The sequence below is a fragment of the Actinomadura sp. KC345 genome (assembly GCF_004348515.1).
Classification (GTDB): domain Bacteria; phylum Actinomycetota; class Actinomycetes; order Streptosporangiales; family Streptosporangiaceae; genus Spirillospora.
The window spans coordinates 65,284-79,936 of record NZ_SMKH01000001.1 but is presented as its reverse complement, the minus strand read 5'-3'; the positions used below and the strand labels follow the sequence as shown (position 1 = coordinate 79,936).

Genomic DNA, 14,653 nt, shown 5'->3' with positions numbered 1-14,653 from the left:
TCACCACTCGATGCCCCGCTGGCCCTTCTGCCCCGCGTCCATCGGGTGGCGGACCTTCCCCATCTCGGTCACCAGGTCGGCGGCCTCGACGAGCCGGTCGGGCGCGTCCCGGCCGGTGATGACGACGTGCTGGTCACCGGGACGGCCGGTGAGGGCGTCGACGACGTCGTCCAGATCCAGCCAGCCCCACTTGAGCGGGTAGGTGAACTCGTCCAGGACGTAGAAGCGGTGCGTCCCGGCGGCCAGGTCGCGCTTGATCTGCGCCCAGCCCTCCCGCGCGTCCGCCGCGTGGTCGTCCTCGGTGCCCGGCCGCTGGATCCACGACCAGCCCTCACCCATCTTGTGCCAGGCGACGGGCCCGCCCTCGCCGCTCTCGCCCAGCACCCGCAGCGCCCGCTCCTCGCCGATGCGCCACTTCGCCGACTTCACGAACTGGAACACCCCGATCGGCCAGCCCTGGTTCCACGCCCGCAGCGCCATCCCGAACGCGGCGGTCGACTTGCCCTTGCCGGGGCCGGTGTGGACGATCAGCAGCGGCCGGTTGCGGCGCTGCCTGGTGGTCAGGCCGTCGTCGGGAACGGACGCGGGCTTGCCCTGCGGCATGTCAGGCCGCCTTTCTGCGGTCGTGCGCGCGGTCGAGGTCGCGGTGCCGCCGGACGATCCCGTCGAGATCGCCGAGCGGGACGAGCCGGGCGCCGAGGCGCCCGGCGAGCCGCCCCGCCAGGCCGAGCCGGACCGGGCCGTCCTCGCAGTCCACGACGATTCCGGCGGTGCCGGTGAGCAGGCCGGCGGCCCGCTCGGCATCGCCTCCGGCGGTGGCGCGGCCGTCCGTGACGACCACGAGCAGCGGGCGCCGCGCCGGGTCGCGCAGCCGCTCCGCGCGCAGCACCTCGGCGGCCCGGACCAGCCCCGCGGCCAGCGGGGTGCGGCCACCGGTCGGCAGCGCCCGCAGCCGCGCCGCCCCGGCCTCCACCGACGACGTCGGCGGCAGCACCAGGTCGGCGTCCCGCCCGCGGAACGTGATCAGCCCGATCTTGTCGCGGCGCTGGTAGGCGTCCAGGAGGAGGCTCAGCACGGCCGTCTTCACCGTGGTCATGCGGCGGCGCGCGGCCATCGAGCCGCTGGCGTCCACGACGAACAGCACCAGGTTGCCCTCGCGTCCCTCGCGGACCGCCTCGCGCAGATCGTCCGGCCGCAGCACCAGACCCGGGCCGGTACGGTCGCGCGCCCGCTGCCGCGGGGCCGCGGCCAGCAGGGTCGCCGTCAGGTGCGGATCGCGGAGCCGCCCGGCCGGACGGCGCGCTCCGGTGACCTTGCCCCGCGTCGTCCGCGCCCGCGACCTGCGTCCCGCCGCGCCGTCCCCGACGCCCGGGACCTCCAGCAGCGGCACCGCGTGCGCCGCGGCCGCCGCCGCGACCGTCCCGCCGTCCGCGTTCCCGGGCCCGTCCGCGCTCCCGGACCCCGGTTCCGCCTCGTTCCGCCCGGTGGGCGGGTCCGTGGGCGGCGCACCGGAGTGGTCACCCCGCTCGTCCGACCCGCCGGAAGGCGGCGGCCCGTCCCCGCCGTCCGGCGGTGCGCCGTCCGGCGGTGCGCCGCCGGGCGGGGTGCCGTCGGGGCCGTCGCCGGGGGAGTCGCCTTCCAGAAGCTCGTCGAGCAGCGACTCGTCCAGCCCCGGCGCGTCGAACGGGTCCCGGCGGCGGCGATGGGGCAGCGACAGGCGGGCGGCGGCACGGACGTCCTCGGCCGTCACCTCGTCCCGCCCCCGCCAGGCCGCGTGCGCCAGGGCCGCGTTCGCCGTGACCAGGTCGGCGCGCAGGCCGTCCACCTCGAAACCGGCGCACACCGCCGCGATCTGCTCCAGCCGCTCGTCGGGCAGCCGCACCGCCTCCAGCCGCTCCCGGGCGAGGCGGATGTCGCCGGCGAGACCGGCCTCGGCGTCGGCCCACCGCGCGGCGAACGCATCGGGATCCGCCTCGAACGCCAGCCGCCGCCGGACGACCTCCGCCCGCTCCTTCGGCTCGCGCGTGGCCTGCACCTCGACCGTCAGCCCGAACCGGTCGAGGAGCTGCGGGCGCAGCTCGCCCTCCTCGGGGTTCATCGTCCCGACGAGCAGGAACCGCGCCGCGTGCCGGACCGACAGCGACTCCCGCTCGACGTAGCAGGTGCCGAGCGCGGCGGCGTCCAGCAGCAGGTCCACGAGGTGGTCGTGCAGGAGGTTCACCTCGTCGACGTACAGGACGCCGCGGTGCGCGGCGGCCAGCAGGCCCGGCTCGAACGCCTTGACCCCCTCGGTCAGCGCCCGCTCGACGTCCAGCGACCCCGCGAGCCGGTCCTCGGACGCGCCGACCGGCAGCTCCACCAGAGCCGCCGGCCGCCGCCCGGACGGTCCGCCAGGATCGTGCGGACCGTCCGGGCAGGACGCGTCGGGCGCGGCCGGGTCGCACGCGAACCGGCAGGCCGCCACGACGTCCACCGCGGGCAGCTGCGCGGCCAGCGCGCGGACGATCGTCGACTTCGCGGTGCCCTTCTCACCGCGCACCAGCACCCCGCCGACGCGGGGCGAGACGGCGTTCAGCAGCAGCGCCAGCTTCAGATCGTCCATGCCGACGACGGCGCTGAACGGATAGGCGGAGTTCAATCAGAAACCTTCCGGTTGACGTGGCGAACGCGCCCGCGGACGAGCCCGGTGGCAGGCCGAGAAGAGGCCCCTGGCCAGGAGCGTTCGTATGACGGAAGCGTGGTGGCAGGGCACGCCGAGGAGGTGCCGTCAGTCGTGCGTCAGCTCGTGCGGGCGGTCGAGCCGCCCGGCGGCGGCACGGGGACCGTGAGCAGCCATGGAACGAAACGGGGAAGGGGGATGTCGCCTGGAGTCGACGGCGTGCTCACGGTGCCTCCACAGGGGATCTAGCGCGTCCCGGACATGAGGTCGCGGCTGCCCGAGTGACCTGGCTCCCGGGATCGTCGTCCCGGATACAGTGGCGCGTCCGCACCGGCATCTCACCGGATTTCCCTCGGTCAACCGTGAAATCAGGCGAACCGTACGATCTCGCTCTCCCGGATGTCAACCCGCGGACCAGCTCAGGAGCCGGAGGCGGCCCCGCCCCGGCGCGCGGGAAACGAGGCCTGGACGGTGAGGCCGCCGTCCGGGCGCGGGAGGGCGGTCAGGGTTCCGCCGTGGGCGAGCACGATCGCGTGCGCTATGGACAGGCCGAGTCCGTGGTGCCCGTCGCCGCGCGCGGAACGGTCCAGCCGCTGGAACGGTTCGAGCAGCCGGGCCACCTGCTCGGGCGGGACGACCGGCCCGGTGTTGCCCACGCTGAGCACGGCCTGCCCGTCCCGCGACCCGGTCGCCACGTCGATGCTCCCTCCGGGCACGTTGTACCGCGTGGCGTTGTCGACGAGGTTGGCCACGAGGCGCTCCAGCAGTGCGGGATCGCCGTCGGTCGCGGCTGGTTCGATCCGCGGGTACAGGCGCGGCCCGTCGGCGGACGCCCCCGGCCGGGCCGCCAGCACCCCTTCGGTGATCGCGGCGAGATCCACCGAGACGCGGCCGTCCAGTCCCCGCTCGCTGATCGCCAGCGTGAGCAGGGACTCCAGCAGCCGTCCCTGCTGGTCGCTGATCGTCAGGATCCGCTCGAACGTCGCACGGAACGCTTCCAGGGTCGGCCGACGGTCGGTGAGCGTCTCCTCCAGCAGCGCGCGTTCGAGCGTGAGCGGGGTGCGGAGTTCGTGCGCGGCGTTGGCGACGAAGCGCTTCTGCGCGTCGAGCGCGGCCTCCAGGCGCCCGAGCAGGCCGTCCACGGTGCCGGCGAGGTCCGTGAGCTCGTCGCGGGGGCCGGTGAAGGCCAGCCGCTCGTTGACGTTGCGCGCCGAGATTTGCTGGACGGTGGTCGTCATCGTGCGCAGCGGACGCAGCACCCGCCCCGCGACGAACCAGCCGAGCGCCAGGGAGACCACCAGCATGATCGCCAAGGCGATCCCGGCCTGGGTGAGGAACTCCTGCGCCTGCGTCTGCTGCTGCCGCTCCCTCCATGCGTTCACCGAATCGGCGGTCGTGGGGGACGTGCCGGGCAGCCGGTACGCGCACTCCGCCGCCTTCATGTCGAAGCACGGCACCCTCACCTTGAAGACCGCGTTCCGCTGGAGGAGCAGGAACGTGATCCCCAGCAGGGCCGCGCCGGAGACGGTGAACAACGTCCCGTACAGCAGCGTGAGGCGCATCCGTACCGTCCGCGGCACCCCGCGCACGAGCGGCCTCATATCCGGTAGCCGCTCTGCGGGACGGTCTCGATCACCGGCGGGGATCCCAGCTTGGCCCGGAGGCGGTTGATCGTCGCCTTGACCGTGGTGGTGAACGGGTCCGCCGCCTCGTCCCAGACGCGTTCCAGCAGTTCTTCGGCGGAGACGACGCGTCCTTCCGCCGCGAGCAGGTATTCGAGCACCGCCAGCTCCTTCGGGCTCAGCGCCAGGCGCAGCCCGGAGCGGGTGGCGACCCGCCGGCCCGGATCGAGGCTCAGGTCGCCGTGCTCCAGGATCGGCGGCAGCGCCGGCTGCGCCCGCCGCCCCAGCGCGCGGATCCGCGCGACCAGCTCGGCGTACGCGAACGGCTTCGGCAGGTAGTCGTCGGCGCCCAGGCTGAGCCCCTCGACCCGGTCGGCGATCGTGCCCGACGCGGTGAGCATCAGGACCCGGGTCCGGCGGTGGGGGCCGGCCACCAGCGCGCGGCAGACGTCGTCGCCGTGCACGCCGGGGAGGTCACGGTCCAGCACGACCACGTCGTAGTCGGTCAGCGCCGTCCGGTCGAGCGCGGCTTGCCCGTCGTGGGCGACGTCCACCGCCATCCCCTCGCGGTGCAGGACCCGGACCACCGATTCCGCCAGCTCCGCGTGATCCTCCGCTACCAGCACTCTCATCACCGGTCAGCGTGCCCGGTTCGCGGTCACAACCGGGTCACAGCCTCTCGCACCGTCACGTGACCGTCCGCTCCCTAAAAATACCCCAGGCAACAGATACCCCTCGGAAAGGGGAACGATGAACAGGCCCTCCATGTGCCTGGCCGCCTCCGCCACCGTCCTCGCCCTGACCGCCGCGGGATGCGGCGGCACCGGCGGCTCCGGGGACACGGCGTCCGGCTCGTCCGGGACGAAGGCGGCCGTCACGGCGGACCAGGGAGTGAAGCACGCGCAGTGCATGCGCGAGAACGGCCTCCCCGGCTACCCCGACCCCGGCCAGGACGGCGGGGCCACGGCGGACCTCCCGGAGCGCGACTCCCCGGAGTTCACGAAGGCGCGGCAGGCGTGCCAGTCGCTGGAGCCGCCCGAGAAGCGGCCCGGAACGCCGGAGAACGCCGAGCTCCAGCGCAAGATGCTCATGTGGGCCCAGTGCATGCGCAAGAACGGCGTCCCGAACTTCCCCGACCCGCAGGACGGGCGCATCCGTGTGAACCGGGGCACTATCGACGCCGACTCACCGCAGTTCGAGAGGGCCGTGCGGGCATGCCGCCCCCTCGAAGCCGGCGGTGCCGAGGGCACCGGCGGCTGAGGGAGGGACCGGATGAGCACAGGGGTGACCGAGCCGGGTCCGGATACGCGTGACGCGCCCGCCCGGCCACGGCGGCGCGGCCGTCGCGGAATGCTCCACGGCGGTGTCGCGCTCGCGGTCGTGGCCGCCGCCGGCGGGGCGGTGCTCGCCGTGGCGGGCCCGTCCGGCGGCGGCGAACCCGCCGCGACCGCCGGCGAAGGAACGTCGTTCGTGGCGGTCCAGGAGGGCCCGCTCTCCTCGCAGGTCGAACAGAGCGGGACGCTCTCGTACGCGGGCGGCGCGGACGGCGCCCCCTACCCGGTGGTCAACCGGGCGAAGGGGACCTACACCTGGGTCCCGGCGTCGGGCACCGGGGTCGGCTGCGCCGAGACGCTGTACAAGGTCGGCCAGAAGCCGGTGGTCCTGATCTGCGGCCGCACGCCCGCGTACCGGAACCTGGCCGTGGGCGACGACGGCAAGGACGTCCGGGCGCTGAACAAGACACTCGTTGACGAGGGCTACGCCGGCGGGTCCGGGCTCGATCCCGGTTCTGGCCACTTCGGCTGGGCGACCGCGACCGCCCTGGAGAAGCTCCAGGGCGAACGCGGCGCCGACGTGACGGGCAGGTTGGACCTCGGCCAGGCGGTGTTCCTGCCCGGTCCGCTGCGCATCGGCGAGGTGACGGCCAAGAACGGCACGGCCGCCGTTCCGGGGCGTCCGATCATGGAGGCGCTGTCGAACCGGCACATGGTGACCGTGGAACTCGATGCCTCCCAGCAGTCCGAGGTCGAGAGGGGCGACCCCGCGCAGATCACGCTGCCGGACAACCGGACCACGCCCGGCGTCGTCAGCCGGATCGGCACGGTCGCGGAGTCCCCGGGTGAGGACGACTCCGGTTCGGAGGCCGCCACGCTCCCGGTCTACATCACGCTCAAGGACCCGGAGGACGCCGGAACCCTCCAGCGGGCACCGGTCCAGGTGCGGATCACCACGGACGGCGTCGACCACGCGCTGATCGTGCCGGTGACCGCGCTCATCGGCCAGGCGGGCGGGGGGTACGCGGTCGAGGCCGCGGCGGGCGACGGCGGCCGGACCCGGATCGTGCCCGTCACGCTCGGCCTGTTCGACGGCGCCAACGGGCGGGTGCAGGTGTCCGGCGGCCTGAAGGCCGGCGACCGAGTGGTGGTGCCGTCGACGTGAGACCGAACGTCCTCGAACTCGAGCGGGTCACCAAGACCTACGGCACGCAGCCGCCCGTCCACGCGCTGCGCGGTGTGAGCTTCACCGTGCGCAGAGGGGAACTGGTCGCGATCGTCGGCCCGTCGGGGTCGGGCAAGTCCACGCTGCTGCACATCCTCGGCACGCTCGACCGGCCGAGCGGGGGCACGCTCCGGATCGACGGGGAGGACGTCGCGGGACTCGGCGACCGGCAGCTCGCCTCGCTCCGCGCGCGCAGCATCGGGTTCGTCTTCCAGCAGTTCTTCCTGTCCGAGCACACCACCGTCCTGGAGAACGTCGCCGACGGCCTGCTGTACCGGGGCGCGGGCCCCGCCGAGCGGCGCGAGCGCGCCGCCGAGGCGCTCTACCGGGTCGGGCTGGAGGACCGGGCGGGCTTCCGGCCGGGCCGGCTCTCGGGCGGGCAGCGCCAGCGCGTGGCGATCGCCCGCGCCCTGGTCGGCCGCCCGGCCCTCGTGCTCGCCGACGAGCCCACCGGCAACCTCGACAGCGGGACGGGCGCGGCCATCATCGAGCTGCTGCACGAGCTCAACGCCGGCGGGGCGACCATCCTCATGATCACGCACGATGGCGGGCTGGCCACCCGGATGCCCCGGCGGCTGCACGTCCTCGACGGGCGGATCGTCGCCGACAGCGCGGCGCGGGCGATGGAGGGCGCATGAGGCTCTCCGACCAGATGCGCGTGGCCGGGGCCGGGATCCGCGCCCGCCGCCTGCGCGCCGCGCTGTCCGCGCTCGGGATAGCGATCGGCACCGCGGCGATCGTCGCGGTCCTCGGGCTGTCCGCGTCCTCGCAGGCCGGGCTCCTCGCCCAGATCGACGAGCTGGGGACGAACATGCTGACCGCCGGCTCCGGCCAGTCGGTCACCGGCGGGAACGCGCGGCTCCCGGTCGCCGCTCCGCAGCGGATCTCCCACCTGCCGGACGCCGAGCGGGTGGCGCACGTCGCCGCCGTCGACGGCGCGAACGTCTACCGCAACCCGCTGATCCCGGAGATCAACACGAACTCACTGCGGGTGCGGGCGGCGAGCCTCAACCTCCCCGGAGTGATCGGGACCGGGGTGGCGGAGGGCCGCTGGCTGAACCCGGCGACCGAGCAGCGGCCGGTCGCGGTGCTCGGCGCGCTCGCCGCGCGGCGCCTCGGGATCGACCGCGTCTACCCCGAGCAGCGGATCTGGCTGAAGGACCAGTGGTTCTACGTCGCGGGGATCCTCAAGCCCGCGACGCTGTCGACCGAGATCGACACCAGCGCCCTGATCGGCTACCCCGCCGCGCAGCGTTACCTCGGCTACGCGACGGTCGACCGGGGGAAGACGGTGGCCGGCCCTCCCACCACGGTCTATGTGCGGGCCCGCACCGGCAAGGTGGAGTCGGTGCAGGGGGTGCTCGCCCAGACGGCGAACCCGGAGTCTCCCAGCGACGTCGACGTCAGCCAGCCGTCCGACGCGCTCACCGCGCGGGCGGCCGCGGAGGGCGCGTTCAACAGCCTGTTCCTCGGGCTCGGGCTGGTGGCGCTGATCGTGGGCGCGGTCGGCGTCGCCAACATCATGATCATCTCGGTGCTGGAGCGGAGATCGGAGATCGGGCTGCGCCGGGCGCTCGGCGCGACCCGGGGCCACATCCGCACCCAGTTCCTGTCCGAGGCGATCATGCTCGCGCTGCTCGGCGGGGTGGCCGGAGTCGCGGCCGGCGCGCTGACCACCGCGGTCTACGCGGGTGCGAAGGGCTGGGCGGTGGTCATCCCGGCCCAGGCGTGGGCCGGCGGCATCGGCGCCGCGATCGTGATCGGCGCGATCGCCGGCCTGCTACCCGCCCTCCGCGCCGCCCGCCTCTCGCCGACCGAGGCGCTGCGGTCGCTGTGAGCGCCCGCCGCACGGCAGAACCCACGGAAAGTCATCACGAGGAGAAGGAGAAGACCATGGCAGGAAACGTGCGATGGGACAGGCGTTCGCTGCTCAGGGGCGGTGCGCTGGTGGCGGGTGCCGCCGCGGCGTCGCCGCTCCTGGGCCGGGCGGCCGCGGCCCAGGACGGCGGTGACGCGGACGCGCTGTTCAAGGCCGGGAAGTTCGAGCAGGCCGGCCGCGCCTACGAGGAGATCCTCAAGCACGACCCCGGGAACGTCCACGCGGCAAGCCGGCGGGGCTACGTCGGGCTGCTGAGCAACAGGTTCTCCGAGGCCGAGAAGTATCTCAAGACGGCCCTCAAGCTGGCGCCCGGCGACAAGGACACCAACCGGCTCATGGCCGACTGCTACTTGCGGCAGGACCGGCTCTCCCTCTCCGCTTCCCACTGGCGGGCGGCGGGCATGGACGTCTTCGCCACCTGGTTCGGGGCGGTCCGCGGCGAGCCGTACCAGGTCCACGGCGACATCGCGCGGCTGCCGTTCCAGCAGCTCGACCCGACTCCGCTGGTCGAGGGCTCGGTCAACGGCGGACCGCCGAAGCCCTACGTGCCCTACACCGGCGCCCCGTGGCTCGGCCTTTCCAAGGAAACGGCCGAGGAGGCCGGGCTGACCCCTGTGGCCAAGCAGCAGATCGACTACCTGGACGGCAAGTCGTGGCAGTACTTCGGGGTGCTGGACTCCTTCGCCCTGGACGGCATCGAACTGCGCAACGTCCCCGTCGTGTGGACGGAGACCGACCAGCCCTCGCCCGGAGGGGCCGACGGCGGCCTGATCGGCACGTGGGTCTTCTACCACCTGCTGACGACCTTCGACTACGCGGGCCGGTCGCTGACCCTCCGGCGCCGCACCCCCGAGACGGCCCGTAGGGCACGCGCCGACGCCGCCCGCGCGGGCGCCGCGCCCCTGCCGCTGTGGCTGGCCCGCGAGCACATGACGCACAGCGTGGGAAGCGTCGCGGGCTCCGGTGACCGGGTGGTGGGCCTGTCCGTCGGCGGAACCGGCGAGAGCGCCGTGGCCATGTCCGAGGAGACGGCCAAGCGGTGGGGGGTCCGCATCGACCACGACCGCCCGCTGGAGACCTTCGCCCACAGCCGCCCGGTCGTCACCTACCCCTGCTACCCGGAGGAGGTCCGCCTCGGCGACGCCTCCGCCGAGGACGTCTACAGCGTGGCGAACCCCGGCCAGGCGCCCGCCCGCAACGGATTCGACGTCCTGACCACGTTCTTCCACTCCTTCTACAAGCCGTACAACATCACGCTCGACTTTACCGGCATGAAGGTCTACGTCGCGCGCGGCAAGGCCGCATGAAGCCGGGCGAGTGGTTGTCACACTGCGGTCTTGCTTGACAGGGCATCCTGCATGATCCTAGTTGTTGCGTATTAACTGCAATAACTGAGGGGATGCATGAGTTCGTCATCGGTGGTCCCGGCGGTCGTGGAGCCGGGGCCCGACCTCGACGATCTGGGAGCGTCCTCCCGCCGGCGCCGGTACCTGCTTCTCCTGCTGGGGCTCCTGGCGGTCTTCTGCGCCACGGTCTTCGCGGCGGTCGGCTTGGGTGCGGTGTCGGTGCCGCCGACGACCGTCCTCAAGGTCGTCGGCCACCATCTGGCCGGCAGCCCCGCCGAGGTGACCTGGGAGCAGGCGCACGACTCGATCGTGTGGCGGGTCCGGTTGCCGCGGGTGCTGCTCGGCGCGGCGGTCGGCGCCGGGCTCGCCGTCACCGGCATGGCGTTGCAGGCGATGGTGCGCAACATGCTCGCCGACCCGTACCTGCTGGGGGTCAACTCCGGCGGCTCGACGGGCGCGGCGGCCGCGATCCTGTTCGGGTTCGGGATCGGGTGGGGCGAGCACGCGCTGCAGATCGCCGCCTTCCTGGGCGCGCTCGCCGCCTCGCTGCTGGTCTTCGTGATCGCGCGCACGGCCGGGCGGATCACCTCGACCCGGCTGCTGATGACCGGGGTGGCCGTCGGCTACGCGCTCTACGCGCTGACCAGCTTCCTGATCTTCGCCTCCGACTCGGCCGAGGGCTCCCGGTCGGTGCTGTTCTGGCTGCTGGGCACCCTGGCGCTCGCGCACTGGTCGGTGCCGCTGGTCGTGGTGCTGGTCGCCGTGGCTCTGGTGACCACCATGCTCACGCTGTGGGGACGCCGCCTGGACGCGCTGGCGATCGGTGACGAGACCGCGCACACCCTGGGCATCTCGCCGACGCGGTTCCGGCTGGTGCTGCTGGTTCTGGTGTCCCTGGCCGTGGGGGTGCTGGTGGCCGCGTCCGGCAGCATCGGGTTCGTCGGGCTGGTGATCCCGCACCTGGCCCGGCGCGTGGTGGGGGCGACGCACCGCCGGGCCGTCCCCGTCGCCGCGCTGATCGGCGCGATCTTCCTGCTGTGGGCGGACATGGCCGCCCGCATGCTGCTGAGCCCGCAGGAACTGCCGATCGGCATCATCACCGCGCTGGTCGGCGCGCCGTTCCTGCTCATCCTGGTCCGCCGCCTGCACGGCGGAAGCGAGTGAGGCGGTCATGATCGAAGGACGCGGGCTCAGCTACGCCTACGGCGCGACGACCGTGGTGCGCGACATCGACGTCCGGGCGGAGTCGGGCCGGATCCTCGGCTTGCTCGGCCCCAACGGCAGCGGCAAGACCACGGTGGTGCGGATGCTCACCGGGATCGTGACGCCGCGCGGCGGCCGGGTCCTGCTGGACGGGCGCCCGCTGGACTCCATCCCGCACCGTGCCCTCGCCCGGCGGATCGCCGTCGTCATGCAGGAGTCGTCCGGCGACCTGCCGATGACCGTGGCCGACATGGTCATGCTCGGACGGGCGCCGCACCAGTCGACGTTCTCCCGCAACAGCGGGGAGGACCACCGGATCGCGGCCGCCGCGCTGCGCAGGGTCGGCGCCCGCCACCTCGCGGACCGGATCTTCGTCCGGCTGTCCGGCGGCGAGAAGCAGCGCGTGATGATCGCCCGTGCGCTGGCGCAGCAGCCCGACCACCTGGTGCTCGACGAGCCGACCAACCACCTCGACATCCGGTTCCAGCACGAGCTGCTCACCATGATCCGAGGGCTCGGCATCACCACGGTCATCGTCCTGCACGACCTCAATCTGGCCGCCCGCTACTGCGACGACGTGCTGATGCTCGACGAGGAAGGTGACGTCGTCGCGCACGGCCCCTGCGCCGACGTCCTGACACCCGGGCTCCTCCAAGGCGTCTACGGCGTCGGCGTCGAGCGCCTTGAGACCACCCGCGGCCTCCAGTTCCTCTTCCACCCGCTCGACGCCGAACCGGCCGACCGCGGCGCCATGCCGATCAACGCACGGAGTGATCTGTCCAGATGAAGCGATACCTCGCCTGGTTCTCGGCCGGCCTGCTGGCCGTCACGCTGACCGCCTGCGGTTCGGCCGGCTCCGGGGACGGCGACCGGTCGAACGCGTCGGGGAGCTTTCCTCTCACGGTCGAGAACTGCGGGGTGGACGTCACGCTGGACGAGCCGCCCTCCCGCGTCCTGATCGTCAACAGCGCTCCGCTGCAGTACCTGTCCACGCTCGGCGTCCTCGACCGGCTCACCTCGCGGGCCGGGAAGTTCCCGCCGGAGTACTACTCCAAGGAGACCCTCGACGCCCTCAACAAGGTCCCCTCCCTCACCGACCGCCTCGGCTCCGACGGGCACCTGAAGATCTCCACCGAGGCGATCATCGCGGAAGAGCCCGACCTCATGCTCGGCCTGCCGGACGGGGTCTCGCGCGAGTCCCTGTCCGCCGTCGGCGTCTCGGTGCTCGACGAGCCGAGCTTCTGCCCCGACGGGATCAAGGACCCCGGCTACGAGACGATCTACGAGCAGATGCGCCTGTACGGCAGGGTCTTCGACCGGCAGGACAAGGCCGAGCAGGCCGTCAGGGACCTCCAGAAGCGCATCGAAACCGTCCAAGCGGACCTGCCCGACCAGAAGGGTCGCAAGGTGGCGGTGCTGTGGCCCTACCGGGGCGAGGGGACGGTCGGGGCCTACGGCGGTCAGAGCATGGCCACCCCGCAGCTCGAGACCCTCGGCGCCCAGAACGTGTTCGCCGCCACCGACAAGCGCGTCTTCGAGGTCTCCATGGAGGAACTGCTGGGCCGCGACCCCGACACCATCATCCTGCTGCACACCGACGGAACCCAGCAGGAGATCAGGCAGGCCCTGCTCGACATCCCCGGCGCCAAGGACCTCCGCGCGGTCAAGAACGACGCGCTCCACGTGCAGTTGTTCAACTTCACCGAGCCGCCCACGCCCCTCGTCCTCGACGGTCTGGAACGCCTCGCGACCTACTTCAAGGGAGAATGACCGGCCCGCTCGACGAGCGGCCCGACAGGGCCGGAGCCCGGCCGGCACCGGGGAAGGCGGGAACCGGCCGGCAGGCGACTGCCGGCCGATCCCCTAATCGATTGATGTCACCTGCGGCTTGCGCCGTCGATGCGCATGAACTGTTCGATATCCCGCAGGTCCGCCTCGGCCATCTCGATGAGACCGGCCTCGGCGAACCACTGGACCCAGGTCGGCGTGATGCCGGGCTCTTCGGCCCAGGCTTCGGCGCTGACCGTGTGCTGCGCGCGGCCCAGCGTGCGCTGGGCCAGCCTCTGCAGTTCCACCCTGGAGACCCAACGCGGCCTCAGGAGGGACTTCGGGTCCACGTTCAGTCGCCCGTCGACCTCGGCGATGTAGACCTGCCAGTAGTGACCGAGCCCGTACGGGCCGTCCCCGCGCTTGCACGGGTTGAGGCGCCGCACCGGCTTCTCGAACACGGGCATCAGTGCCGTGACGGTCAGGCCCGTTTCCTCTAGGACCTCCCCGCAGGCGGCCGCCTTGTAGCTCCAGTGGACGTCGAAGACGTGCCCGCCCACGCTGGACGCGCCGGCGCCGTCCGGGACGTCGCCGATCAGCACGCCCTTGCTCGGGTCGATGACGATGACCGCGACGGAGTGCCCGTCGCACGGTTTCTCGTCGGGGTCGTTCAGTGCAGCAGTGCGCACTGCTACCACTCCCTTTGTCTTGTTTGTTGGGGTTTCTCGCGGCACGGTGCCGCAATGACGACGGTCCGAGGCTGATCATCTTTGGCAAGGGGAAGCGCTCACGCCCGCCCGGTCGAGAACTCGTCGATCATGAGCGGTGGCGCGTCGCGACCGTCCCTGGACGGTCGTGGATGGTGCCCGACAGACGGGTTGCCCTCGCGGCGTCTCAGACGCCGCTAGTGACCAAAAGAGGTGTCAAAAATGCACAAGCCAGTTTCCTTGCCCTCTGGGCCGGGGGAGGGGATCGGCGACGTCCGCCGAGCCCAGCGAATGCACGACGAGCTCAGCACGGGCTTCGCCAACCTCGCCGGCGTCCGGCGGGCGGTCACCGTGTTCGGAAGTGCCCGGACGCGGCCCGGAACGAAGGAGTACGACCTCGCCTTCGACATCGGCGCTCGGCTGGCCGAGGCCGGATACCCGGTGATCACGGGTGGCGGCCCCGGCGTGATGGAGGGCTCCAACAAGGGCGCCAAGCTCGCCGGCGGTACGTCGATCGGCGTGGGCATCGTGCTCCCGATGGAGCAGCGGCTCAACGACCACCTCACGAACGGGTGGACGTGCCGCTACTTCTTCACCCGCAAGGTGTTCTTCGTCAAGAACTCGCAGGCGTTCATCGTCCTGCCGGGCGGGTTCGGCAGCCTCGACGAGCTGTTCGAGGTCCTGACCCTCGTCCAGACCCGCAAGCTCGACAAGCGGCCGATCATCCTCGCCGGTGTGGAGTTCTGGGGCGGCCTGGTCGCCTGGATCAACGAGAAGCTCCTAGCCGAGGGGAAGGTCTCCCCCGGGGACCCCGACCTGCTGCACGTCGTCGACACGGCGGAAGAGGCCGTGGAGATCGTGAAGGCGCACGTCCCTGCCTCCTAGGACGCGGCGTAACGCCAGGGCCCGCCATCCGGGCGGGCCCTGAGTGACTCCGGACTCCCGGTCGGGCGGCATCCGCCGCCCGACCG

Annotated in this window: 14 protein-coding genes and 1 riboswitch; of the genes, 9 read left to right on the top strand and 5 right to left on the bottom strand. The window is 72.6% G+C overall.

Features of this window, described 5'->3' with window-relative positions:
* The 4 genes from cobO to E1281_RS00330 form a co-directional block, all read right to left on the bottom strand.
* On the bottom strand, positions 1 to 603 hold the full coding sequence (cobO, locus tag E1281_RS00345) for a cob(I)yrinic acid a,c-diamide adenosyltransferase (protein ID WP_131875051.1): 603 nt from the start codon (positions 601 to 603) through the stop codon (positions 1 to 3).
* 1 nt (position 604) lies between these two features.
* Entirely contained in the window at positions 605 to 2,602 is a 1,998-nt protein-coding gene (locus E1281_RS00340) for a VWA domain-containing protein (RefSeq protein WP_207943013.1), read from the bottom strand.
* 317 nt (positions 2,603 to 2,919) lie between these two features.
* Positions 2,920 to 3,048: riboswitch (cobalamin riboswitch) on the bottom strand.
* A 30-nt stretch (positions 3,049 to 3,078) separates the two neighbouring features.
* Complete coding sequence (locus E1281_RS00335; RefSeq protein ID WP_207943006.1) at positions 3,079 to 4,248, bottom strand: HAMP domain-containing sensor histidine kinase; 1,170 nt, start codon at positions 4,246 to 4,248, stop codon at positions 3,079 to 3,081.
* An 8-nt stretch (positions 4,249 to 4,256) separates the two neighbouring features.
* Entirely contained in the window at positions 4,257 to 4,913 is a 657-nt protein-coding gene (locus E1281_RS00330) for a response regulator transcription factor (RefSeq protein ID WP_131875048.1), read from the bottom strand.
* A 118-nt stretch (positions 4,914 to 5,031) separates the two neighbouring features.
* Between E1281_RS00330 and E1281_RS00325 the strand changes: the two genes are divergently transcribed.
* From E1281_RS00325 to E1281_RS00290, 8 genes are all read left to right on the top strand, one after another.
* Complete coding sequence (locus E1281_RS00325) at positions 5,032 to 5,541, top strand: hypothetical protein (protein ID WP_131875047.1); 510 nt, start codon at positions 5,032 to 5,034, stop codon at positions 5,539 to 5,541.
* Between the two features lie 12 nt (positions 5,542 to 5,553).
* On the top strand, positions 5,554 to 6,720 hold the full coding sequence (locus tag E1281_RS00320) for a peptidoglycan-binding protein (protein ID WP_131875046.1): 1,167 nt from the start codon (positions 5,554 to 5,556) through the stop codon (positions 6,718 to 6,720).
* Positions 6,717 to 7,418: an ABC transporter ATP-binding protein gene (locus tag E1281_RS00315; protein ID WP_131875045.1), complete on the top strand. Its 702-nt coding sequence runs from the start codon at positions 6,717 to 6,719 to the stop codon at positions 7,416 to 7,418. Before E1281_RS00320 ends, E1281_RS00315 begins: the two co-directional genes overlap by 4 nt.
* Positions 7,415 to 8,617, top strand: coding sequence for an ABC transporter permease (locus E1281_RS00310; RefSeq protein WP_131875044.1), 1,203 nt, complete (start codon positions 7,415 to 7,417; stop codon positions 8,615 to 8,617). Before E1281_RS00315 ends, E1281_RS00310 begins: the two co-directional genes overlap by 4 nt.
* 56 nt (positions 8,618 to 8,673) lie before the next feature.
* Positions 8,674 to 9,966: an aspartyl protease family protein gene (locus E1281_RS00305; RefSeq protein WP_131875043.1), complete on the top strand. Its 1,293-nt coding sequence runs from the start codon at positions 8,674 to 8,676 to the stop codon at positions 9,964 to 9,966.
* 96 nt (positions 9,967 to 10,062) lie between these two features.
* Complete coding sequence (locus E1281_RS00300; RefSeq protein WP_131875042.1) at positions 10,063 to 11,169, top strand: iron ABC transporter permease; 1,107 nt, start codon at positions 10,063 to 10,065, stop codon at positions 11,167 to 11,169.
* Between the two features lie 7 nt (positions 11,170 to 11,176).
* Positions 11,177 to 11,995, top strand: a complete 819-nt coding sequence (locus tag E1281_RS00295; RefSeq protein WP_131875041.1) for an ABC transporter ATP-binding protein — start codon at positions 11,177 to 11,179, stop codon at positions 11,993 to 11,995.
* Complete coding sequence (locus E1281_RS00290; RefSeq protein WP_131875040.1) at positions 11,992 to 12,978, top strand: ABC transporter substrate-binding protein; 987 nt, start codon at positions 11,992 to 11,994, stop codon at positions 12,976 to 12,978. Before E1281_RS00295 ends, E1281_RS00290 begins: the two co-directional genes overlap by 4 nt.
* 107 nt (positions 12,979 to 13,085) lie before the next feature.
* Here the strand turns inward: E1281_RS00290 and E1281_RS00285 are convergent, their stop codons facing one another.
* The gene (locus tag E1281_RS00285) at positions 13,086 to 13,664 is read right to left on the bottom strand and encodes an NUDIX domain-containing protein (RefSeq protein WP_165958719.1); all 579 of its coding nucleotides are present in this window, start codon (positions 13,662 to 13,664) and stop codon (positions 13,086 to 13,088) included.
* A gap of 309 nt (positions 13,665 to 13,973) precedes the next feature.
* Between E1281_RS00285 and E1281_RS00280 the strand changes: the two genes are divergently transcribed.
* Positions 13,974 to 14,567 (top strand): TIGR00730 family Rossman fold protein, encoded by a 594-nt coding sequence (locus tag E1281_RS00280; RefSeq protein ID WP_243716419.1) that lies wholly within the window; start codon positions 13,974 to 13,976, stop codon positions 14,565 to 14,567.
* Positions 14,568 to 14,653: the final 86 nt, after the last annotated feature.